The following is a 15684-nucleotide window of genomic DNA, read 5'->3' on the forward strand; positions in this document are numbered from 1 at the left end:
TGCATTCCGAATGGTCGAAAGGGCAGTGTAGCAGCCCCCGATGCCGGGGGCAGTCTCGGTGTTTACCTGGCGAGTCTTGGAGAAAACGTTAGTTGCAGCTAAAGCGGTAGCTGTCGTCCAGTGCCACCGGCAGTGTCAGCGAGCGAAAGCTCAGGCTGTTCATGTGCTGGCAATGGATGTTGTGGCCTTGCGGGTCCGATCCGTACAGATAATCGATGTGCAGCACGGGTTTGCCGGCTTCAATAAAGGGGGTCAGCAGGTGGCATTCCTGCCACTGGTGGCAGGATTCATTAACCGCGAAGTCGGCGTATTCGACCAGGTCTTCAATCTGACCCAAATCGTTTTTCAGTGATACGGCCAGGCCGTGATCGTGAGCGGTGTCGAACAGGAAGCGGTTGTAGTCCAGTTGGCTGTTATAGCTCAGCGGGAAACCGGTGCGGTTGCTGTAGCCATCCACATTGTCCGGATCCACCCCGTCGCAGCCTTTGCTGGCGGCCAGGGCAATGCGATCAGACATGATCGCGCGGACATTGATCGAGCGGGTATCGAGCCAGCGCTCCCCGGGCCAGTTGCCCAGGCGTCGCCCCTTGTCGGCAGCGGTAAAGCGACCCTTGTCCTCGCGCCAGTTCTCGAAGGTGCCGGCGGAGAAGTAGCAGATCACCCGGCGGCCACTGGCGTGCAAGTCGTCGATCACATTCTGGGGCGTGTCGAACAGGTCCAGCACATAGAGGTCAGCGGTATAACCGCTGTTGATCGGGCCCTGGAGCTGAATTTGCCAGCTCACATCTATATCAGGCTGATACCAGCTTCCTTCGGGAGGCGGTGCCGTGGCAGGAAGCAAGGCAGAAACCAGCGCAGAAACGAGAGGAATAGACGCAGCCATGAAGTTGAATCCTGATGGGGTTCTCTTCGATGGTAGGCGTTTTGGGCTGTTGGTAATGTGAGAATATGCGGGTGTTTATGTAAGAAATAACGCCGGGACTGTAAGTCCCGGCTTACGCACAAATACTTAACTGCGTCTCCTATTGTGGCGTACGGATCACCAGCAGCCGTTCTTCGGTCATGTCGTTGATGGCCCAGCGGATGCCTTCGCGGCCCAGGCCGGAGTCCTTCACGCCGCCGTAGGGCATGTTATCCACGCGCCAGCTGGGGACATCGCCGATCACCACGCCGCCCACTTCCAGTTCGTCCCAGGCTTTCTGGGCCTTGTACAGGTCGCGGGTGAAGATGCCGGCTTGCAGGCCGAACTTGGATTCGTTGACGGTGTTCAGGGCATCGTCGAAATCGCTGAAGCGGCTGATCACGGCCACCGGGCCGAAGGCTTCTTCTTCCACGATGTTGGTGCCTTTGGGCGCGTTCTCCAACAGGGTGGCTTCGAGCATGGCGCCGTCGCGCTTGCCGCCCACCAGCAGGGTGGCGCCGGCATCGACGGCTTCATTGACCCAGTTTTCCAGCCGGGTGGCTTCGCCTTCGGAAATCACCGGGCCGATAAAGGTGTCTTCGTCTTTCGGGTCGCCCATTTTCAGGCCGGCGGTTTTTTCCACCAGGCGGGTTTTCAGTTCGTCGTAGATGGCATCGTGAATCAGGATGCGCTGTACGCCGATGCAGCTCTGGCCGGACTGGTAGAAGGCACCGAAAGTGATGCGCTCCACGGCGTCGTCCAGGTCAGCATCTTCGTCCACGATTACCGCGGCGTTGCCGCCCAGTTCCAGGATCACCGGTTTCTTGCCGGCACGGGCTTTCAGGTCCCAGCCCACGTCCGGGCTGCCGGTGAAGCTGAGCAGCTTGAAGCGTTCGTCGGTGGTGAACAGGTCGGCCCCTTCACGGTGACAGGGCAGGATGGAAAACGCGCCTTTCGGCAGGTCGGTTTCTGCCAGGACTTCACCAATGATGATGGCGCCGATGGGGGTGCGGCTGGCCGGCTTGAGCACAAAAGGGCAGCCGGCGGCGATGGCCGGCGCCACTTTGTGGGCGGCCAGGTTCAACGGGAAATTGAACGGGGAGATAAACGAGCACGGGCCAATGGGGACGCGCTTGACCATGCCCCGGTAGCCTTTGGCGCGAGCGGAGATTTCAAGATTTGGCATCTCACCGTCGATGCGCACGGCTTCTTCGGCGGCCACGCGGAAGGTGTCGATCAGGCGGCCCACTTCACCACGGGCATCTTTGATCGGTTTACCCGCTTCGATGCACAAGGCCAGGGCCAGTTCCTCGTAACGTTCTTCAAAGCGTTTTACGCAGTGGTACAAAATCGCCTGGCGTTCGTAGGGCGCCAGTTGTGCCATGGGCTTGGCGGCCTTGTCGGCGGCGTCGATGGCCTTGTCGATGGTGGCGGCATCCGCCATGGCCACACGGGTGGCCACTTCACCACTGTATTTGTCGGTGACATTCAGATCCTGGTTGGCGAAGACGGCTTCGTTGGCCAGGTAGTAGGGGTAGGCGTCTTTTAGCATCTTGGTTCCTTAATGGCGTTTAGTGGGCCATGAGGCTGGGAGTGATCAATCGCCAGCTAGCACGCTCCACGCAACACGCTGGCACGCAACAAAGCATGGTGCGTGTAGCGTGCTGCGTGTCAGCGTTATAGTTTGCTGCTGAGTTCGCGAATTTCCCGGTTGAGGATGCGGCTGTTGTCGCGGTAATCCACCATGCAGTCGATCACGTGCACGCCGCCTTGCTGGTAGCACTCTTCCACCAGCGGGCCCAGGCCGGCGGTGGATTCCACGCGGTGGCCGTGGGCGCCGTAGGCGCGGGCGTAATCCACGAAGTCCGGGTTCTGGAAGTCCAGGCCGAAATCCTGGAAGTCCATGTCGTTCTGTTTCCACTTGATCATGCCGTAGCCGTCGTCGCGCAGAATCAGCACCACGATATCCAGCTTCAGGCGCACCGCAGTTTCCAGCTCCTGGCTGTTCATCATGAAGCCGCCGTCACCGACGATGGCCATGACGCGGCGGTCCGGGTGCACCATCTTGGCGGCCATGCCGGAAGGCAGGCCGGCGCCCATGGTGGCCAGGGCGTTATCCAGCAGCACGGTGTTCGGTTTGGTGGCCGGGTAGTTGCGGGCAAACCAGATTTTGTACATGCCGTTATCCAGCGTCAGGATGCCGTCTTCCGGCATGACCTTGCGGATTTCATCCACCAGGCGCTGCGGGCGAATCGGGAAGCTGTCGTCCTGAATGCCTTCATTGATGTGCTTTTGCAGCGCATCGCGGATGCGGTGGAAGTCCGAGAAGCTCCAGTGTTCCTGGGGATCCAGGCGCTCCTTGAGCTGCCACAGGCTGTTGGCAATATCGCCGACCACTTCGATCTGTGGGAAGTAGACCGGGTCCACCTGGGCGGAGTTGAAGTTGATGTGAACCACTTCGGCACCGCCGGGGCGCATGAAGAAGGGCGGCTTTTCCACCACGTCGTGGCCCACGTTGATGATCAGGTCGGCCTGGTCGATGGCGCGGTGTACAAAGTCGCCGTCGGACAGGGCGGTGTTGCCCAGGAAATGGGGGCCGGTTTCGTTCACTACCCCTTTGCCCATCTGCGTGGTGATCACCGGAATGCCCAGTTTTTCTACAAACTGGCGCAGCATCTTGCTGGTCAGCTTGCGGTTGGCACCGGCACCGGCCAGCAGCAGCGGCTTGCGTGCGCCCTTGATGGCTTCAATCGCCTTGCAGATGGCCTTGTCTTCAGCAATCGGGCGGCGGGTCGCGCTGGGCTCGGTGACCGGCATGGTGGAATGTTCGCGGGCAATATCTTCCGGCAGCTCCAGGTGGGTGGCGCCGGGACGCTCTTCCTGGGCCAGGCGGAAGGATTCGCGAATACGGGTGGGGATGGAGTCGCCGCTGACCACCTGTTTGGTGAACTTGGTTAGCGGGCGCATCATGTCGACCACGTCGATGATCTGGAACTGCCCCTGTTTGCTGGTCTTGATCGGCTTCTGGCCGGTGATCATGACCATGGGCATGGCGCCGAGCTGGGCATAAGCAGCGGCGGTCACCAGGTTGGTGGCACCGGGGCCCAGGGTCGACATGCACACACCGGCTTTGCCGGTAAGGCGGCCATAGGTGGATGCCATAAAGCCGGCGGCCTGTTCGTGACGGGTGATAACCAGCTTGATGTTGGAGCCGCGCAGCGACTCAAGCAGGTCCAGGTTTTCTTCACCGGGAATGGCAAAAACGTGTTCTACCCCTTCCGCTTCCAGGGCGCGAACGAACAAATCCGATGCTTTCATGACTCTTTGTCTCCAGTTGATCCCGTTGCCGGCTTGTGGCCGTGCGGGTTCCACGATGCGTGGTTAAAAATAATCATCGCGGTTAATGCAAGGATGGTGCCGCTTTTTCCTTGTTCTGGTGCACAAAAGGCGCACCCAAAAGGTGCGATACCTCCATGTCGGGCTTCACTATAGCGCGCTCGGGGGGCAGGCCGGTATGGGGTTAACGAATCTGTTTCATTTAAAAATGTGATGATAAACCGCCGTGGGGATGGAAAGCCGGTGACAATCCCACTTGTTCTCCCCGGAGCGGACGGGCAGAGTCTGCGCAATAACAAACAACGGCGAAAATGCCGGGCCAGCAGTGAGAGAGACGCTATGAAGAAAACCGGATTGTGGGTATTGGTGGTCATCGTTGCCCTGATCGTGCTGGCCGTGGCGGGCGTGCATCGTTGGTTTAACCCGCCGGCGCCAGCGGCCCAGCTCTTTTTTAATGGCACGGTACTGACCATGGACCCGCAACAGCCGGTGGCGGATGCCATGCTGGTGAAGCGGGGCGAGATTGTGGCGCTGGGCGAGGTCGAGGCGTTGCGCCAGCAGGTCAGCCGGGACGTTTCCGTGATCGACCTGGATGGCGGCACGGTAATGCCGGGGTTTATTGAAGCCCATGGGCATTTCCCCGGTGAAGGGTTGTCTGCGGTGGCGGTGGATGCCAACAGCCCGCCGATTGGCGATTTGTACAGCATCGACACGCTGCTGGAGCGGTTGCGCCTGCTGGCTCAGCGCCGCCCGGATGGAATGCTGCTGGCGTATGGCTTTGATGACACCACCATCGGCGAGCAGCGTTACCCTACCCGGGCAGAACTGGATTCGGTGAGCAAGACGCGGCCCATCATGGTGATGCATATTTCCGGGCATCTGGGGGTGGTTAATTCCGCTGCGCTGGAAAGCATGGGTATCAGGGAAGACGTTGAGGACCCGCCGGGCGGGTTTTATGGTCGCGATGAAACCGGGCGGCTCAATGGTTTGCTGGCGGAAACCGCGTTTAACCCGGTGCGCAGCCAGGCGTTGGAACTGGCGCCCCTGGACGGTTTGCGGGTGTTGTCCCGGGCGTCGCATATCTATCTGTCGCGGGGCATTACCTTTGCCCAGAACGGTCTGGCAGACCCGGCGGCGGTTCGGGCGTTGAAACCCGCGCTGCAGTTCGGCCTGATTCCGCTACGCCTGAGTGTCTGGCCCAACGCCGATGCCGAGCAGCAGCGCCTGGCGGGTGATCTGGCCATTGTGCAAGGGGATCGCGTTCACCTGGGCCCGGTCAAACTGGTCAGTGATGGCTCCCTGCAGGGCTATACCGGGTTTCTGAGTGAGCCGTATTACACCTTGCCGGCGGATTACCCGCCGGACTATCTGGGATTCCCGACACTGTCCCAGGAGGCGCTCAGTGATCAGGTAAAGCAGTTTCATTGCCAGGGTCGTCAAGTGGCGGTGCATGCCAACGGCGATGCGGCCATTGATCTGAGTCTGAATGCGATAGCCGGCGCGCGGGCGGTCTGCCCGCAGGTGCAGGTGCAGCCGGTGTTGATCCATGCGCAGATGGCGACCCCGGCACAATTGCAGCGGATGGTGTCGCTGGATATGATCCCCTCGTTCTTCAATACCCATGTGTATTACTGGGGCGATCGTCACCGGGATGTTTTTCTCGGGCCGGAACGGGCTCGCCGGATCAGCCCGCTGGCGCAAGCGGAGCAAGCCGGATTGCGTTTTACCCTGCATGCGGATTCGCCGGTCGTGCCTTTTGAGCCGTTACAGCTGGTGTGGAATGCGGTGGAACGCAAAACGGCGTCCGGGGCCTTGCTGGGCCCGGAGCAGGCTGTGGACGTGGAGCGGGCGCTGCAGGCGGTGACCGTGGATGCAGCCAGACAGCTTGGGGTTGCGGATCAGGTGGGGCAGTTGCGTACGGGAATGCGGGCGGATCTGGTCTGGCTGGATCGGGATCCGCGGGAAGCGATTGGCGACTGGGCATCGATCCAGGTGTTGGGCACCTGGGTTGGCGGGGTTCGCCGCTACCCGGATGGGCAAGCGGACTAGCGAGGGCAAGCGATGTGGCCCTCTGTGCGCAGAGCCCTTGCTCAGGTGCTCTGCGAAAGCGGTCTGTGCGGCGCTAGTGCCAGGTCCCTTCCAGGTTCTCGCACTGATCAAGGAATTCCTCGGCGCTCATTTCCACCGTATTCGGGTCCAGATGTGACGCCACTTGCTCTTTCAGCTGCCCGACCACCTTGGACATGACCGTCAGGGTTTCTTCCACCTGCTCGATAGTTTCCAACAGGTCTTCGGCTTCTTGCTGGTAATCATCTCTGTCGTCGTAATCGCTCATGCGAAGCCTCCTGCAGTTGGGATGAGCCCTGATACAGGCTCGTTCCCATGTTGCCAATGATGATGGCGTAAAACAAACGGCAATTCCCCGAAATTGATGAAAGTTTGAGCGTTGATGATGAAAGGTCACAGGCATTTCGCAAGCGGCATCCCGCTATTCTGCAGGCTCTGGCTTGTGGGTGGTCAGAATCAAAGAGATTGCCTGAATGTTTCTGGCGTAACGGAAAACCACCGCTTGAACGCGCGCCGGAAGTTGGAGCTGTCGTGGTAGTTCAAAAGCGCGGCGATGGCGTCGACGGTAAGCTTGCTGTCGCGCAGATAGTTCGCCGCCTGTTGGGACAGGATGTCCTTCTGGATTTGGCGAAATCCGGTATTTTCGTTTTTCAGTTTACGCGCCAGGGTGCGCTTGCTCATGAATAGTGCCGCAGCGGCTTCTTCTTCAGCCAGTGTGCCTGGCGGAAAAGACAGCATCATTTTTTCTACCCGATAGCGAAAACTTTGCGTATTGGTGCGCAGTTCGGACAGCATGGTTTCGCACTGCTGAAGCGCTAGCTGGTAATTCTCATGGTTGGCGGCAATGTTGGGGTAGAAGCACAGGGCTTTAGGGATTTTTGCGATAAAGTTTTCTGCTGAAAACTCGTATGGGCCGGGTAGATGCTCGTTGTAGGAGGCTGCATAGGGCGGAGCCGGGTAATCTATCAAGGCCTCAACTTCATGGGCCGGTCGGCCCAGAATCGATTCGGCTGTCTCGAAAAACATCATGATAAAGGCTTCGGTCAAACAGCGGCGCATTTGATCCGTTAGCGTCATATCGAAGTGCCCGTAACACTCAAGCCAATCCCCACGATCAAAAAGCTCAATGCGCACAAAGTTCATCCGAGTTGGTGCGAAAAGGTGAATTGCTTGCAGAGCCTCAAACAGGTTCGCGCTGCTAAGAGCCAAAAACCCCACCGCACCGTGGGTAGCAGGGGTGAGCCGTCGGCCCAGACGAAAACCAAAGGCTGGGTCATCACTTATAGAGAGCGCATTGTTGAGTAACTGAACCTGCTGCTGCCCGGTGAGCAGGCTGTCTTCGTCAAGCAGCTGTTCAACGCTGAGCCCTGTGTTGGGTAGCAGCCGGCCAAGATCGGGGGCCTGAAGGCCGAGTTCGCGGGCAATCAAGCGAGCATAATGCGACGGGTTGGACGCCTGGCTGTTGGCTGGGCTGGGGGATGTTGTCATGGGAGGCTCTGTGCGGTGGCAAGTTTGATTGTCTTTAAATGACCCCTTGTTGTCAAAAAATGACCTGCTGATGCGGGATGGCTTGGCGCACTGTTGGGATAACACAACAACAAGGTGAGGCAGAGCGATGGCCAGTGTGACCATTATTGAGTTTGGCGGAACGGAGCATGAGGTCGAGATCGAGGCTGGTAAGTCCCTGATGCAGATCGCCGTGGATAACAGCATTCCCGGCATTGATGCGGACTGTGGTGGGGCCTGTGCCTGTGGCACCTGCCATGTGATTGTCTCCAGCGAGTGGTTTGCCAAAACCGGCAGCACCAGTGATGAGGAGGACATGATGCTGGGGATGACCCCCGAGCGTGCTGATACCTCACGTCTGGCCTGCCAGATTGAAGCCAGCGAAGCACTGGACGGCCTGGTGGTTCAGTTACCTGAATTCCAGATGTAAACCTTTGCTGTTTCGCCACCCACAGGGAGAGAATCATGTCACTGAAATCCACCGCGATGAATATCACTGCCCCGGTGATACCCGCCCATTGGCAGATCCGTGCCGTACACCGTTTTTTGAAGATCAAGAACACCCTATTTAAAGGGCCCTATGTGCCCACTTTTGTTGAGAGCCCGCTCCCGGAAGTGGATACGCTGGCCATTGAAGATATCGACGTCAGTAGCCCGTTTCTGTTTCGGCAAAAGAAATGGCAGTCCTACTTCAAGCGTCTGCGCGATGAGTGCCCCGTGCACTACCAGAAAAACAGTCCCTTTGGTCCGTTCTGGTCGATTACCCGTTATGACGACATCGTCTTCGTGGACAAGCACCATGATCTGTTTTCTGCCGAGCCGATCATTACCTTGGGGCGAACCCCTGAAGGCCTGGAAATTGAAACCTTCATCGCCATGGACCCGCCCAAGCACGATGAGCAGCGTAAAGCGGTACAGAATGTGGTGGCCCCGAAAAACCTGAAAGAGATGGAAGGGCTGATCCGTCAGCGTACCCGGGAAGTGCTGGATGAGCTGCCGGTTGGTCAACCGTTTGACTGGGTAAAAACGGTGTCCATTGAACTGACTGCACGAATGCTGGCTACGCTGCTGGATTTCCCCTACGAACTGCGGCACAAGCTGGTGTACTGGTCCGATGTGTCCACCGCCAGCCCGGAAACCACCGGGGGGCGGGTTGATTCAGATGAAATTTTTGCTGCTGCCGCGGATGCGGGCAAGCACTTCGTCAAGCTCTGGCACGACAAAGCCGCGCAGAGAGCGGCGGGGCAGGAAGCCGGGTTTGATTTGATTAGCCTGATGCAGGCGAACGAAGAAACCAAAGACATGGTCAAGCGGCCCATGGAATTTATGGGGAACCTGACCCTGTTGATCGTTGGCGGCAATGATACCACTCGCAACTCCATGACCGGCGGCGTGCTGGCCCTGAACCAATTTCCCGACGAATTTACCAAGCTGAAGGAAAACCCGGCCCTGATTCCCAACATGGTTTCCGAAATTATCCGTTGGCAAACGCCGCTGGCCTACATGCGACGCATTGCCAAACAGGATGTGGAGCTAAACGGAAAAACCATCAAGAAGGGTGACAAGGTGGTGATGTGGTACGCCTCCGGCAACCGCGATGAGCGCAATATTGATCAGCCGGATACCTTCATGATCGACCGTAAGGGTGCACGTAATCATTTGTCTTTCGGATTCGGTGTACACCGTTGCATGGGGAATCGATTGGCGGAGTTGCAGCTGCGTATCCTGTGGGAAGAGCTGCTGCAGCGCTTTGACGACATTGAGGTGCTCAGCGAGCCGGAGTGTGTGCAGTCAAACTTTGTGCGCGGTTACAGCAAGATGATGGTGCAGCTGACAGCGAAAAAATAATGCCTTGCGAGGGGCTTTTTCAGAAGCAGGTCTTGTAGCGTATTGCAGCCGCAGTGCGGAAAAGGGCGCGGAAGCGCCCTGTGGCAGTCCAAAAGGCGTTTCTCCCTGTGCTTGTTTGGTGCGCGCTTAAAACTGGAAACGCCCCATGCATCGCATAGGGCGTTTGAGTATGAAGCAGGTTAACGAATGTCGGTGTTGGCCGTTAGCCCGCTGCTTTGCTTCAGGGCACAATAAAATTCGTCTGCGTCCAGGTGCTGAACTGACCGTCATCATGGTTTTTCCTGACCCGGAAGTACCGGATGCCGCTGCCCAGGGAAGCGTGCTCAATGTTATAGAAGTTACGCTGCCAGCCTGTCAGGTCGACGATGGGAGAGGAGAAATCGGCGTTGTCATCAATCTGGAGTTCATAGCTGTAGCCTTGAGCAACAATGATTTCAGCCTTGTGCCCCGGATCTGAGCAATCGGCGCTCATGTCAAAGCAAAAGCGTTGCGCGATAGTGAGATTCGCCGTGTCTGTAAATGTGGTCAGATTGGACGGGGGAATCAGCCCGGGTGAAACCGCTTCAATCACATTGCCGACCGGGGCAATGGTTTCACCAATCAGTACCGCTTCCAGATTTTGTTGAATCGAGGCTGCATCCAGTCTTCCATTCGCTTCCTGCAAAGACAGCAGGGTGGCGTCATCAATGGGATCGTTGTTGATAACGTCTGCCCGTAACGCGTTGAGAAGAGTGGTCATGGTGTAAGGCTCTTCAATACTTCTTTCATTCACTGCCTCAGTGAAAAGCGATGAAATATAGAGCGAGTAGGCATTGTCCTCAGGCGTTGTCCCCGGGCTATTGATGATGTTCATTTTGATAAAGGGCTGGTTGGTCGGGATGTCTCCGGTCACCGCTGCCAGTACGGTTTTCACCCTGCTTTGCGCGTCGGCGGTGGCTTGTTCGTAGCTGTTGCCCTGGTTGATCAACTCCACGGCCAAATCGTGGCTTAGCAGCGTCAGGGTGTTCACAAAAATGTTGGCTTGCTGCTCCGGGGCCTTGTTGACCAGTGCCTTGAGCGTGACTGACTCTTCGGAGTACGTCGCCTCTGTTTCATCGTAAAAGCGCCCGGTGGTATTAACGGAAAGCAGTCCGGGTTCCACCTCAAGAAGGAAATCCCCAAGATTGTCCTGGATTTGTGAATTCGCGATCAGCGAGCTGGTATCCCCCTCAATCTTGAGGACATTGACTTCGCCATCCTGAATAAAGGGGCCTTTATAGGCTGATCCCGAAAGCGAAGATTTACTTCCACCATTGCCTGTGCCTGATATTCCGCCATCATTGCTGGCAAGAGGGTAGGATTCCCCGCCGCAGGAGAGCAGCAGAGCAACGAGAAGAAAGAAAGCAAGTTGGGTGGTCTTTTTCATTGCTCTGAGCCCGAGTCCATGGATTCTTCAAAATAATAGATACCAACGCCCGCTCGGTATTGCTGGGGGCTGGTCTCTTCTTGATGGTCAATTTCCCTGTCCAGCCATCGATCCAGCTTCTGCAAAAGCTCCAGGCTGTCCGCTTCAATCAGCACCTTTAACTTGGCTATCACCTCGGGGTTAACCCGGTTATAGGCAACGCTCAGCTGAAGGCGGGAGGTTTTTCCCTGTTGTTCAATGTTGTAAGTGCTGGTGTTCAGCAGGTCGTGAGCGGCCTGTCCCATCAGGAAAAGCAGCTCTTCATTGTCTTCGTGGGGAATATAGCTGGTGTCTTTCAGGGTCACGGTGTCGTCGTCATGGAGATCAACCAGCCCCGACTGTTCCAGTTCTCCCAGCACGGTAACGACAGTGACATCGCCACAGTACTGGTGGACCAGGCTTTCGAGGCTGGTGCCATCGCCGTAGAGGGGGAGTGCCTTTGGTTTGCCCTGTTCATCACAGTAGAGCGCTTCTTTCTGCCACGCATTGATGGCTCTGACAGCCCGGTTGGTTCGCTTGGTCTGTTGTTGCAGGAGGGCGCCCATGTCCTGATTGAGCTTGCGAAGGCGGGCGGTTTCCTTTCGGTCCAGGCCGGTAAGCAGAGCGATGCGGGAGGTGCTTTGTTTCTTGCCTTCAATGGTGAAGCCTTCCGCTTCTTCTACATAAATGGCCTTGAGCCAGAGGTAGAAATCATTCACTGAGATCCCGCGCTTGATGGCCATCCGCACAAGCGGACGCATCAGCTTGCGGACCGCTTTGTGAAACCCTGTGTTGGATGAGGTGCCGGACATTGGATACTAACCAGGTGCTGAAGATGAATTTCTGCGGCCCATTGTTTCCCGTGCGCGCTGCCTTGCTATCCGGGTGTTGGTATATCGCGCCAGCAACGACACTGCCGATGCTCTCGGATCTTGGGGCGAGGCAGTATATCTCATAATCCTGTCTCCCTTCGCAGCCTGCTCCCGGTTAGGGCCTGGATTCGTCGAACACTTCCCAACGTACAGCAATCTCACGATCCGCATGATGACGAATTGTAAAATATGGGATGTGTGACCCATATTTTGCTGAGTCTACCTCAACGGTAACGCGGCCAAGAATGAAGTGCAATCCTCTGTAATTACATGGTTTTTTTGATTAAAGGGGCCGTTTTTCAGGCAGTTGTGACTGAATTTTAACCCATTAAAAGGGTGTGCACGGGCAGGTTCCTTCTGATAGATTTCAATAAATGGGAAAATAAACCCAAAAAAATGAAAGAGGGATCGATTATGAAAGCGTGGTATTTGCTAGGTGCGGCATTGTTTTTGACGGCATGCGGTGGTGGTGGCTCCAGTGGCGGGGCGGCTCCGGTGCCATCTTCTACAGGCCCCACAGTGAAATTTTTCCCGGCAAGCGATGGTGCAAATAACTTGCAGCTGTGGAAAACGGACGGTACGGAAGCCGGTACGTCCATGGTCAAGGTGATCCATGTGGGCGGCGGGGCTGATATCGTCGTGCTTGGCAGTCTGGGTGGAAAAACCATTTTCCTGGCGGATGACGATGATCTCTATGGAGATGAGCTTTGGGTAACCGATGGCACTGAGGCGGGAACGACCCTGCTCAAGGATATTCGTGTTGGTACGGCAAGTACTTACATTTCCAGTTTTACGGTCGCTGATGGCACGCTCTATTTCGGCGCTTATGATGACGTCAGTGGCACCGAGCTATGGAAAACCGATGGCACTCCCGCGGGAACGGTCATGGTCAAGGACATACAGCCCGGGGTAAACGGAGCGGGGGTCAGTAATTTGGTCACCATGGATTCTACTGTGTACTTTTCCGCCAATGATGGCACCGCAGGTTATGAGTTGTGGACAACGGATGGTACTGCAACGGGAACCGTGATGGTGGCGGAAATTGCGCCTGGAGCCGCGTCATCCGGTATCTCTGAAATGATCAGCGTGGATGGCATGCTGTATTTCAGAGCGACGGATGGCACTACCGGCGCTGAGCTGTGGAAGAGTGATGGTACTACCGCAGGCACGGAACTGGTCAAGGATATCGCGGTTGGTGCGCCCAGCTCTTCACCCAACAATCTTGTTGCCATGGGGGGTGATATTTACTTTATTGCGGCAGAAAGTACTGGCCAGGGCAACGAGTTGTGGCGTACCGATGGGACCGAAGCAGGCACCGTTCTGGTGAAAGACATCAATCCAGTGGTCAATAACTCCAGCATCAATAATTCCAGCTCGAGGATTCGTTTTCTGAATGCCCTTGACGACAAATTGTATTTTACGGCTCGCCCCGATCCTACAAGTACCCTCAATGAGGTGTGGGTATCCGATGGCTCTGAAGCGGGAACTTTGCCTCTGTTCGATGCCGATAATGTTAACTACCTGATGTCCACGGGGGAGGCGATTCTGTTTAGTGGCTGGGATGTCACAAACGGCCATGCCATGTGGACCACGGACGGGACGGTGGCCGGTACCGTCTTTCTCAAGGATATCGAGCCAGGGACAGCAGACACTGACTTTTACTCGCTCGGCGAAGCCTATTTCCATGAGAATGATGCAGCCCCCCTCGTAGAAGTGTTGCCCGGTGTTGCACTGATTGTGGCCTACCGTTCTGATATTGGTGTAGAGCTATGGAAAACTGACGGCACTGCCGCCGGTACCCAGCTGATCAAGGATATCCATCCTGGTATGGGGAGTGGCTTTGATCTCTAATACGTGGGGCGACTCAACAGAGATTGCTCGCTACATTTTCTGATCGCCACAGTAAGCGCCCGGCTCAATTGAGTTGGGCGTTTTTCTTTGGGAGTGCTGAGGGTTTTCTACAAACTGAATTGGCACCAGTTCGCTAGACACCTTTCAGTCATCCAAAATGGCAACCAGAGAGGTATCTATGAGCAGCAAGTATTGCCAAGAAGAATTCAAGCTTCAGTCAGCCTGCTAGGTGGCTAATCGTGGAGACAGGCAATAAGGAAGGGGGAAGAGGTGCGCGTAGATTGTGGCGAAGAGCTGCTGAGGTAGAAGTGTGAGGGCGTTTAGTTGCACGTTTGCAGCTAAGTGCGATCTCCTAATGGCAAGAAATCTGTAAGTGATTGATATAAAAGAGGGCACGTTACCGCCTAATGGCAAACGTGCCCTCTCTAATGGCAACTCACACCTTTTTTCGTTATTCCCAGGAAAGCGCCCCGCCCACCTGGTACTCAGTGACCCGGGTTTCGAAGAAGTTTTTCTCCTTGCGCAGGTCCATGATTTCGCTCATCCACGGGAACGGGTTGTTCACGCCTTTGAACTGTTCTGGCAGGCCCAGCTGGGCCAAGCGACGGTTGGCGATGAACTGCAGGTATTCTTCCATCATCGCGGCGTTCATGCCCAGTACACCGCGCGGCATGGTGTCGCGAGCGTACTGGATTTCCAGCTCGGCGCCTTCCAGGATCATCTGGGTGGCTTTGTCGCGCATCTGGGCATCCCACAGGTGCGGGTTTTCCAGTTTGATCTGGTTGATCACGTCGATGCCGAAGTTCACGTGCATGGATTCGTCACGCAGGATGTACTGGAACTGCTCGGCGACGCCGGTCATCTTGTTGCGACGCCCCATGGAGAGGATCTGGGTGAAGCCGCAATAGAAGAAGATACCTTCCAGTACGCAATAGAACGCGATCAGGTTTTCCAGCAGGGCCTTGTCGGTTTCCACGGTGCCGGTGGTGAACTCCGGGTCGGACAGGTCGCGAGTGTACTGGATGCCCCACTGCGCTTTCTTGGCGACGGAGGGGATCTCCTGATACATGTTGAAGATTTCGCCTTCGTCCATCCCCAGTGATTCGATGCAGTACTGGTAGGCGTGGGTATGAATGGCTTCTTCAAAGGACTGACGCAGGATGTACTGGCGACATTCCGGGTTGGTGATCAGGCGGTAGATGGCCAGCACCAGGTTGTTGGCGACCAGGGAGTCGGCGGTGGAGAAGAAGCCCAGGTTGCGCTTGACGATGCGGCGCTCGTCGTCGGTAAGGCCGTCGGCTTTCTTCCACAACGCCAGGTCGGCGTTCATGTTCACTTCCTGGGGCATCCAGTGGTTGGCGCAGCCATCCAGGTATTTCTGCCAGGCCCAGTCGTATTTGAACGGGACCAACTGGTTCAGGTCGGCGCGGCAGTTGATCATGCGCTTGTCGTCAACTTCCACACGGCCAGAGGCGCCTTCCAGTTCGGCAACACCTTCTTCGATATCCATCTTGGCCACGGTGGCCTGGGCGCGGGCTACGGCGTCTGAGGCGGCTCGGGCGGCGGCGGTGTTGTCTCGTCGTTGTTGCTCGACTCCATCATCCGCAGTACTTCCCGTTCCCGGTGCTTTAGCTTCAGGTGCCGCTTGGTCAGATACCGTCTCAGATTGCGGCGGCGTTGCGCTTGCGGGCTGCGGTTTGGCGACAGGCGTCTCTTGCGCATTAAATTCGTCCCAGCTCAGCATGTGTTCTCTCCATTCTTTCAAGGGTGGCGCGATGGCGTCACCGGTGGTGCATTCTTTAAGTGGCCTGATGCTGGATGCCTGACGCCGGACGCTTAAAGAAAGGCGTGCGTTGAGCGTCTGGCATCTGGCGTCCGGC

The 15684-nt window shown here is 56.7% G+C and carries 12 protein-coding genes; 4 read left to right on the forward strand and 8 right to left on the reverse strand.

The window, feature by feature from the left end:
* Nucleotides 1–88 precede the first annotated feature (88 nt).
* The 3 genes from F1529_RS08655 to F1529_RS08665 all read right to left on the reverse strand — a co-directional run bounded on the left by F1529_RS08655 (nucleotide 89) and on the right by F1529_RS08665 (nucleotide 4219).
* The gene (locus F1529_RS08655) at nucleotides 89–883 is read right to left on the reverse strand and encodes an endo alpha-1,4 polygalactosaminidase (protein ID WP_155133796.1); all 795 of its coding nucleotides are present in this window, start codon (nucleotides 881–883) and stop codon (nucleotides 89–91) included.
* A gap of 139 nt (nucleotides 884–1022) precedes the next feature.
* Complete coding sequence (locus F1529_RS08660) at nucleotides 1023–2453, reverse strand: aldehyde dehydrogenase family protein (protein WP_155133799.1); 1431 nt, start codon at nucleotides 2451–2453, stop codon at nucleotides 1023–1025.
* 125 nt (nucleotides 2454–2578) lie between these two features.
* Nucleotides 2579–4219: an acetolactate synthase large subunit gene (locus F1529_RS08665; RefSeq protein WP_155133802.1), complete on the reverse strand. Its 1641-nt coding sequence runs from the start codon at nucleotides 4217–4219 to the stop codon at nucleotides 2579–2581.
* Nucleotides 4220–4576: 357 nt separating this feature from the next.
* On the opposite strand from F1529_RS08665, the gene F1529_RS08670 reads away from it, so the two are divergent.
* A complete protein-coding gene (locus F1529_RS08670) occupies nucleotides 4577–6286 on the forward strand; it encodes an amidohydrolase (protein ID WP_155133805.1) in 1710 nt (569 codons plus the stop codon).
* 73 nt (nucleotides 6287–6359) lie between these two features.
* Here the strand turns inward: F1529_RS08670 and F1529_RS08675 are convergent, their stop codons facing one another.
* On the reverse strand, nucleotides 6360–6572 hold the full coding sequence (locus F1529_RS08675) for a hypothetical protein (RefSeq protein ID WP_007149518.1): 213 nt from the start codon (nucleotides 6570–6572) through the stop codon (nucleotides 6360–6362).
* A 188-nt stretch (nucleotides 6573–6760) separates the two neighbouring features.
* Complete coding sequence (locus tag F1529_RS08680; protein ID WP_155133808.1) at nucleotides 6761–7792, reverse strand: AraC family transcriptional regulator; 1032 nt, start codon at nucleotides 7790–7792, stop codon at nucleotides 6761–6763.
* 127 nt (nucleotides 7793–7919) lie between these two features.
* On the opposite strand from F1529_RS08680, the gene F1529_RS08685 reads away from it, so the two are divergent.
* Together F1529_RS08685 and F1529_RS08690 are read left to right on the forward strand one after the other, a co-directional pair.
* Nucleotides 7920–8240 carry a 2Fe-2S iron-sulfur cluster-binding protein gene (locus F1529_RS08685; RefSeq protein ID WP_007151144.1) on the forward strand — a complete coding sequence of 107 codons (321 nt, stop codon included), beginning with the start codon at nucleotides 7920–7922 and terminating at the stop codon, nucleotides 8238–8240.
* 35 nt (nucleotides 8241–8275) lie between these two features.
* A complete protein-coding gene (locus tag F1529_RS08690) occupies nucleotides 8276–9658 on the forward strand; it encodes a cytochrome P450 (RefSeq protein WP_007150924.1) in 1383 nt (460 codons plus the stop codon).
* 220 nt (nucleotides 9659–9878) lie between these two features.
* On the opposite strand, the gene F1529_RS08695 is transcribed toward F1529_RS08690, so the two are convergent.
* Nucleotides 9879–11063, reverse strand: a complete 1185-nt coding sequence (locus tag F1529_RS08695) for a hypothetical protein (protein WP_155133811.1) — start codon at nucleotides 11061–11063, stop codon at nucleotides 9879–9881.
* Nucleotides 11060–11893, reverse strand: coding sequence for a DUF6502 family protein (locus F1529_RS08700; RefSeq protein WP_155133815.1), 834 nt, complete (start codon nucleotides 11891–11893; stop codon nucleotides 11060–11062). The genes F1529_RS08695 and F1529_RS08700 overlap by 4 nt, the downstream gene beginning before the upstream one ends.
* 474 nt (nucleotides 11894–12367) lie before the next feature.
* Between F1529_RS08700 and F1529_RS08705 the strand changes: the two genes are divergently transcribed.
* Nucleotides 12368–13804: an ELWxxDGT repeat protein gene (locus F1529_RS08705; RefSeq protein WP_155133818.1), complete on the forward strand. Its 1437-nt coding sequence runs from the start codon at nucleotides 12368–12370 to the stop codon at nucleotides 13802–13804.
* Between the two features lie 451 nt (nucleotides 13805–14255).
* Here F1529_RS08705 and F1529_RS08710 read toward each other — a convergent pair whose 3' ends face one another.
* Complete coding sequence (locus F1529_RS08710) at nucleotides 14256–15548, reverse strand: ribonucleotide-diphosphate reductase subunit beta (protein ID WP_039926948.1); 1293 nt, start codon at nucleotides 15546–15548, stop codon at nucleotides 14256–14258.
* Between the last annotated feature and the right edge of the window lie 136 nt (nucleotides 15549–15684).

Origin of the sequence: Alcanivorax sp. VBW004, from assembly GCF_009718865.1 — a bacterium.
Classification (GTDB): Bacteria; Pseudomonadota; Gammaproteobacteria; order Pseudomonadales; family Alcanivoracaceae; genus Alcanivorax.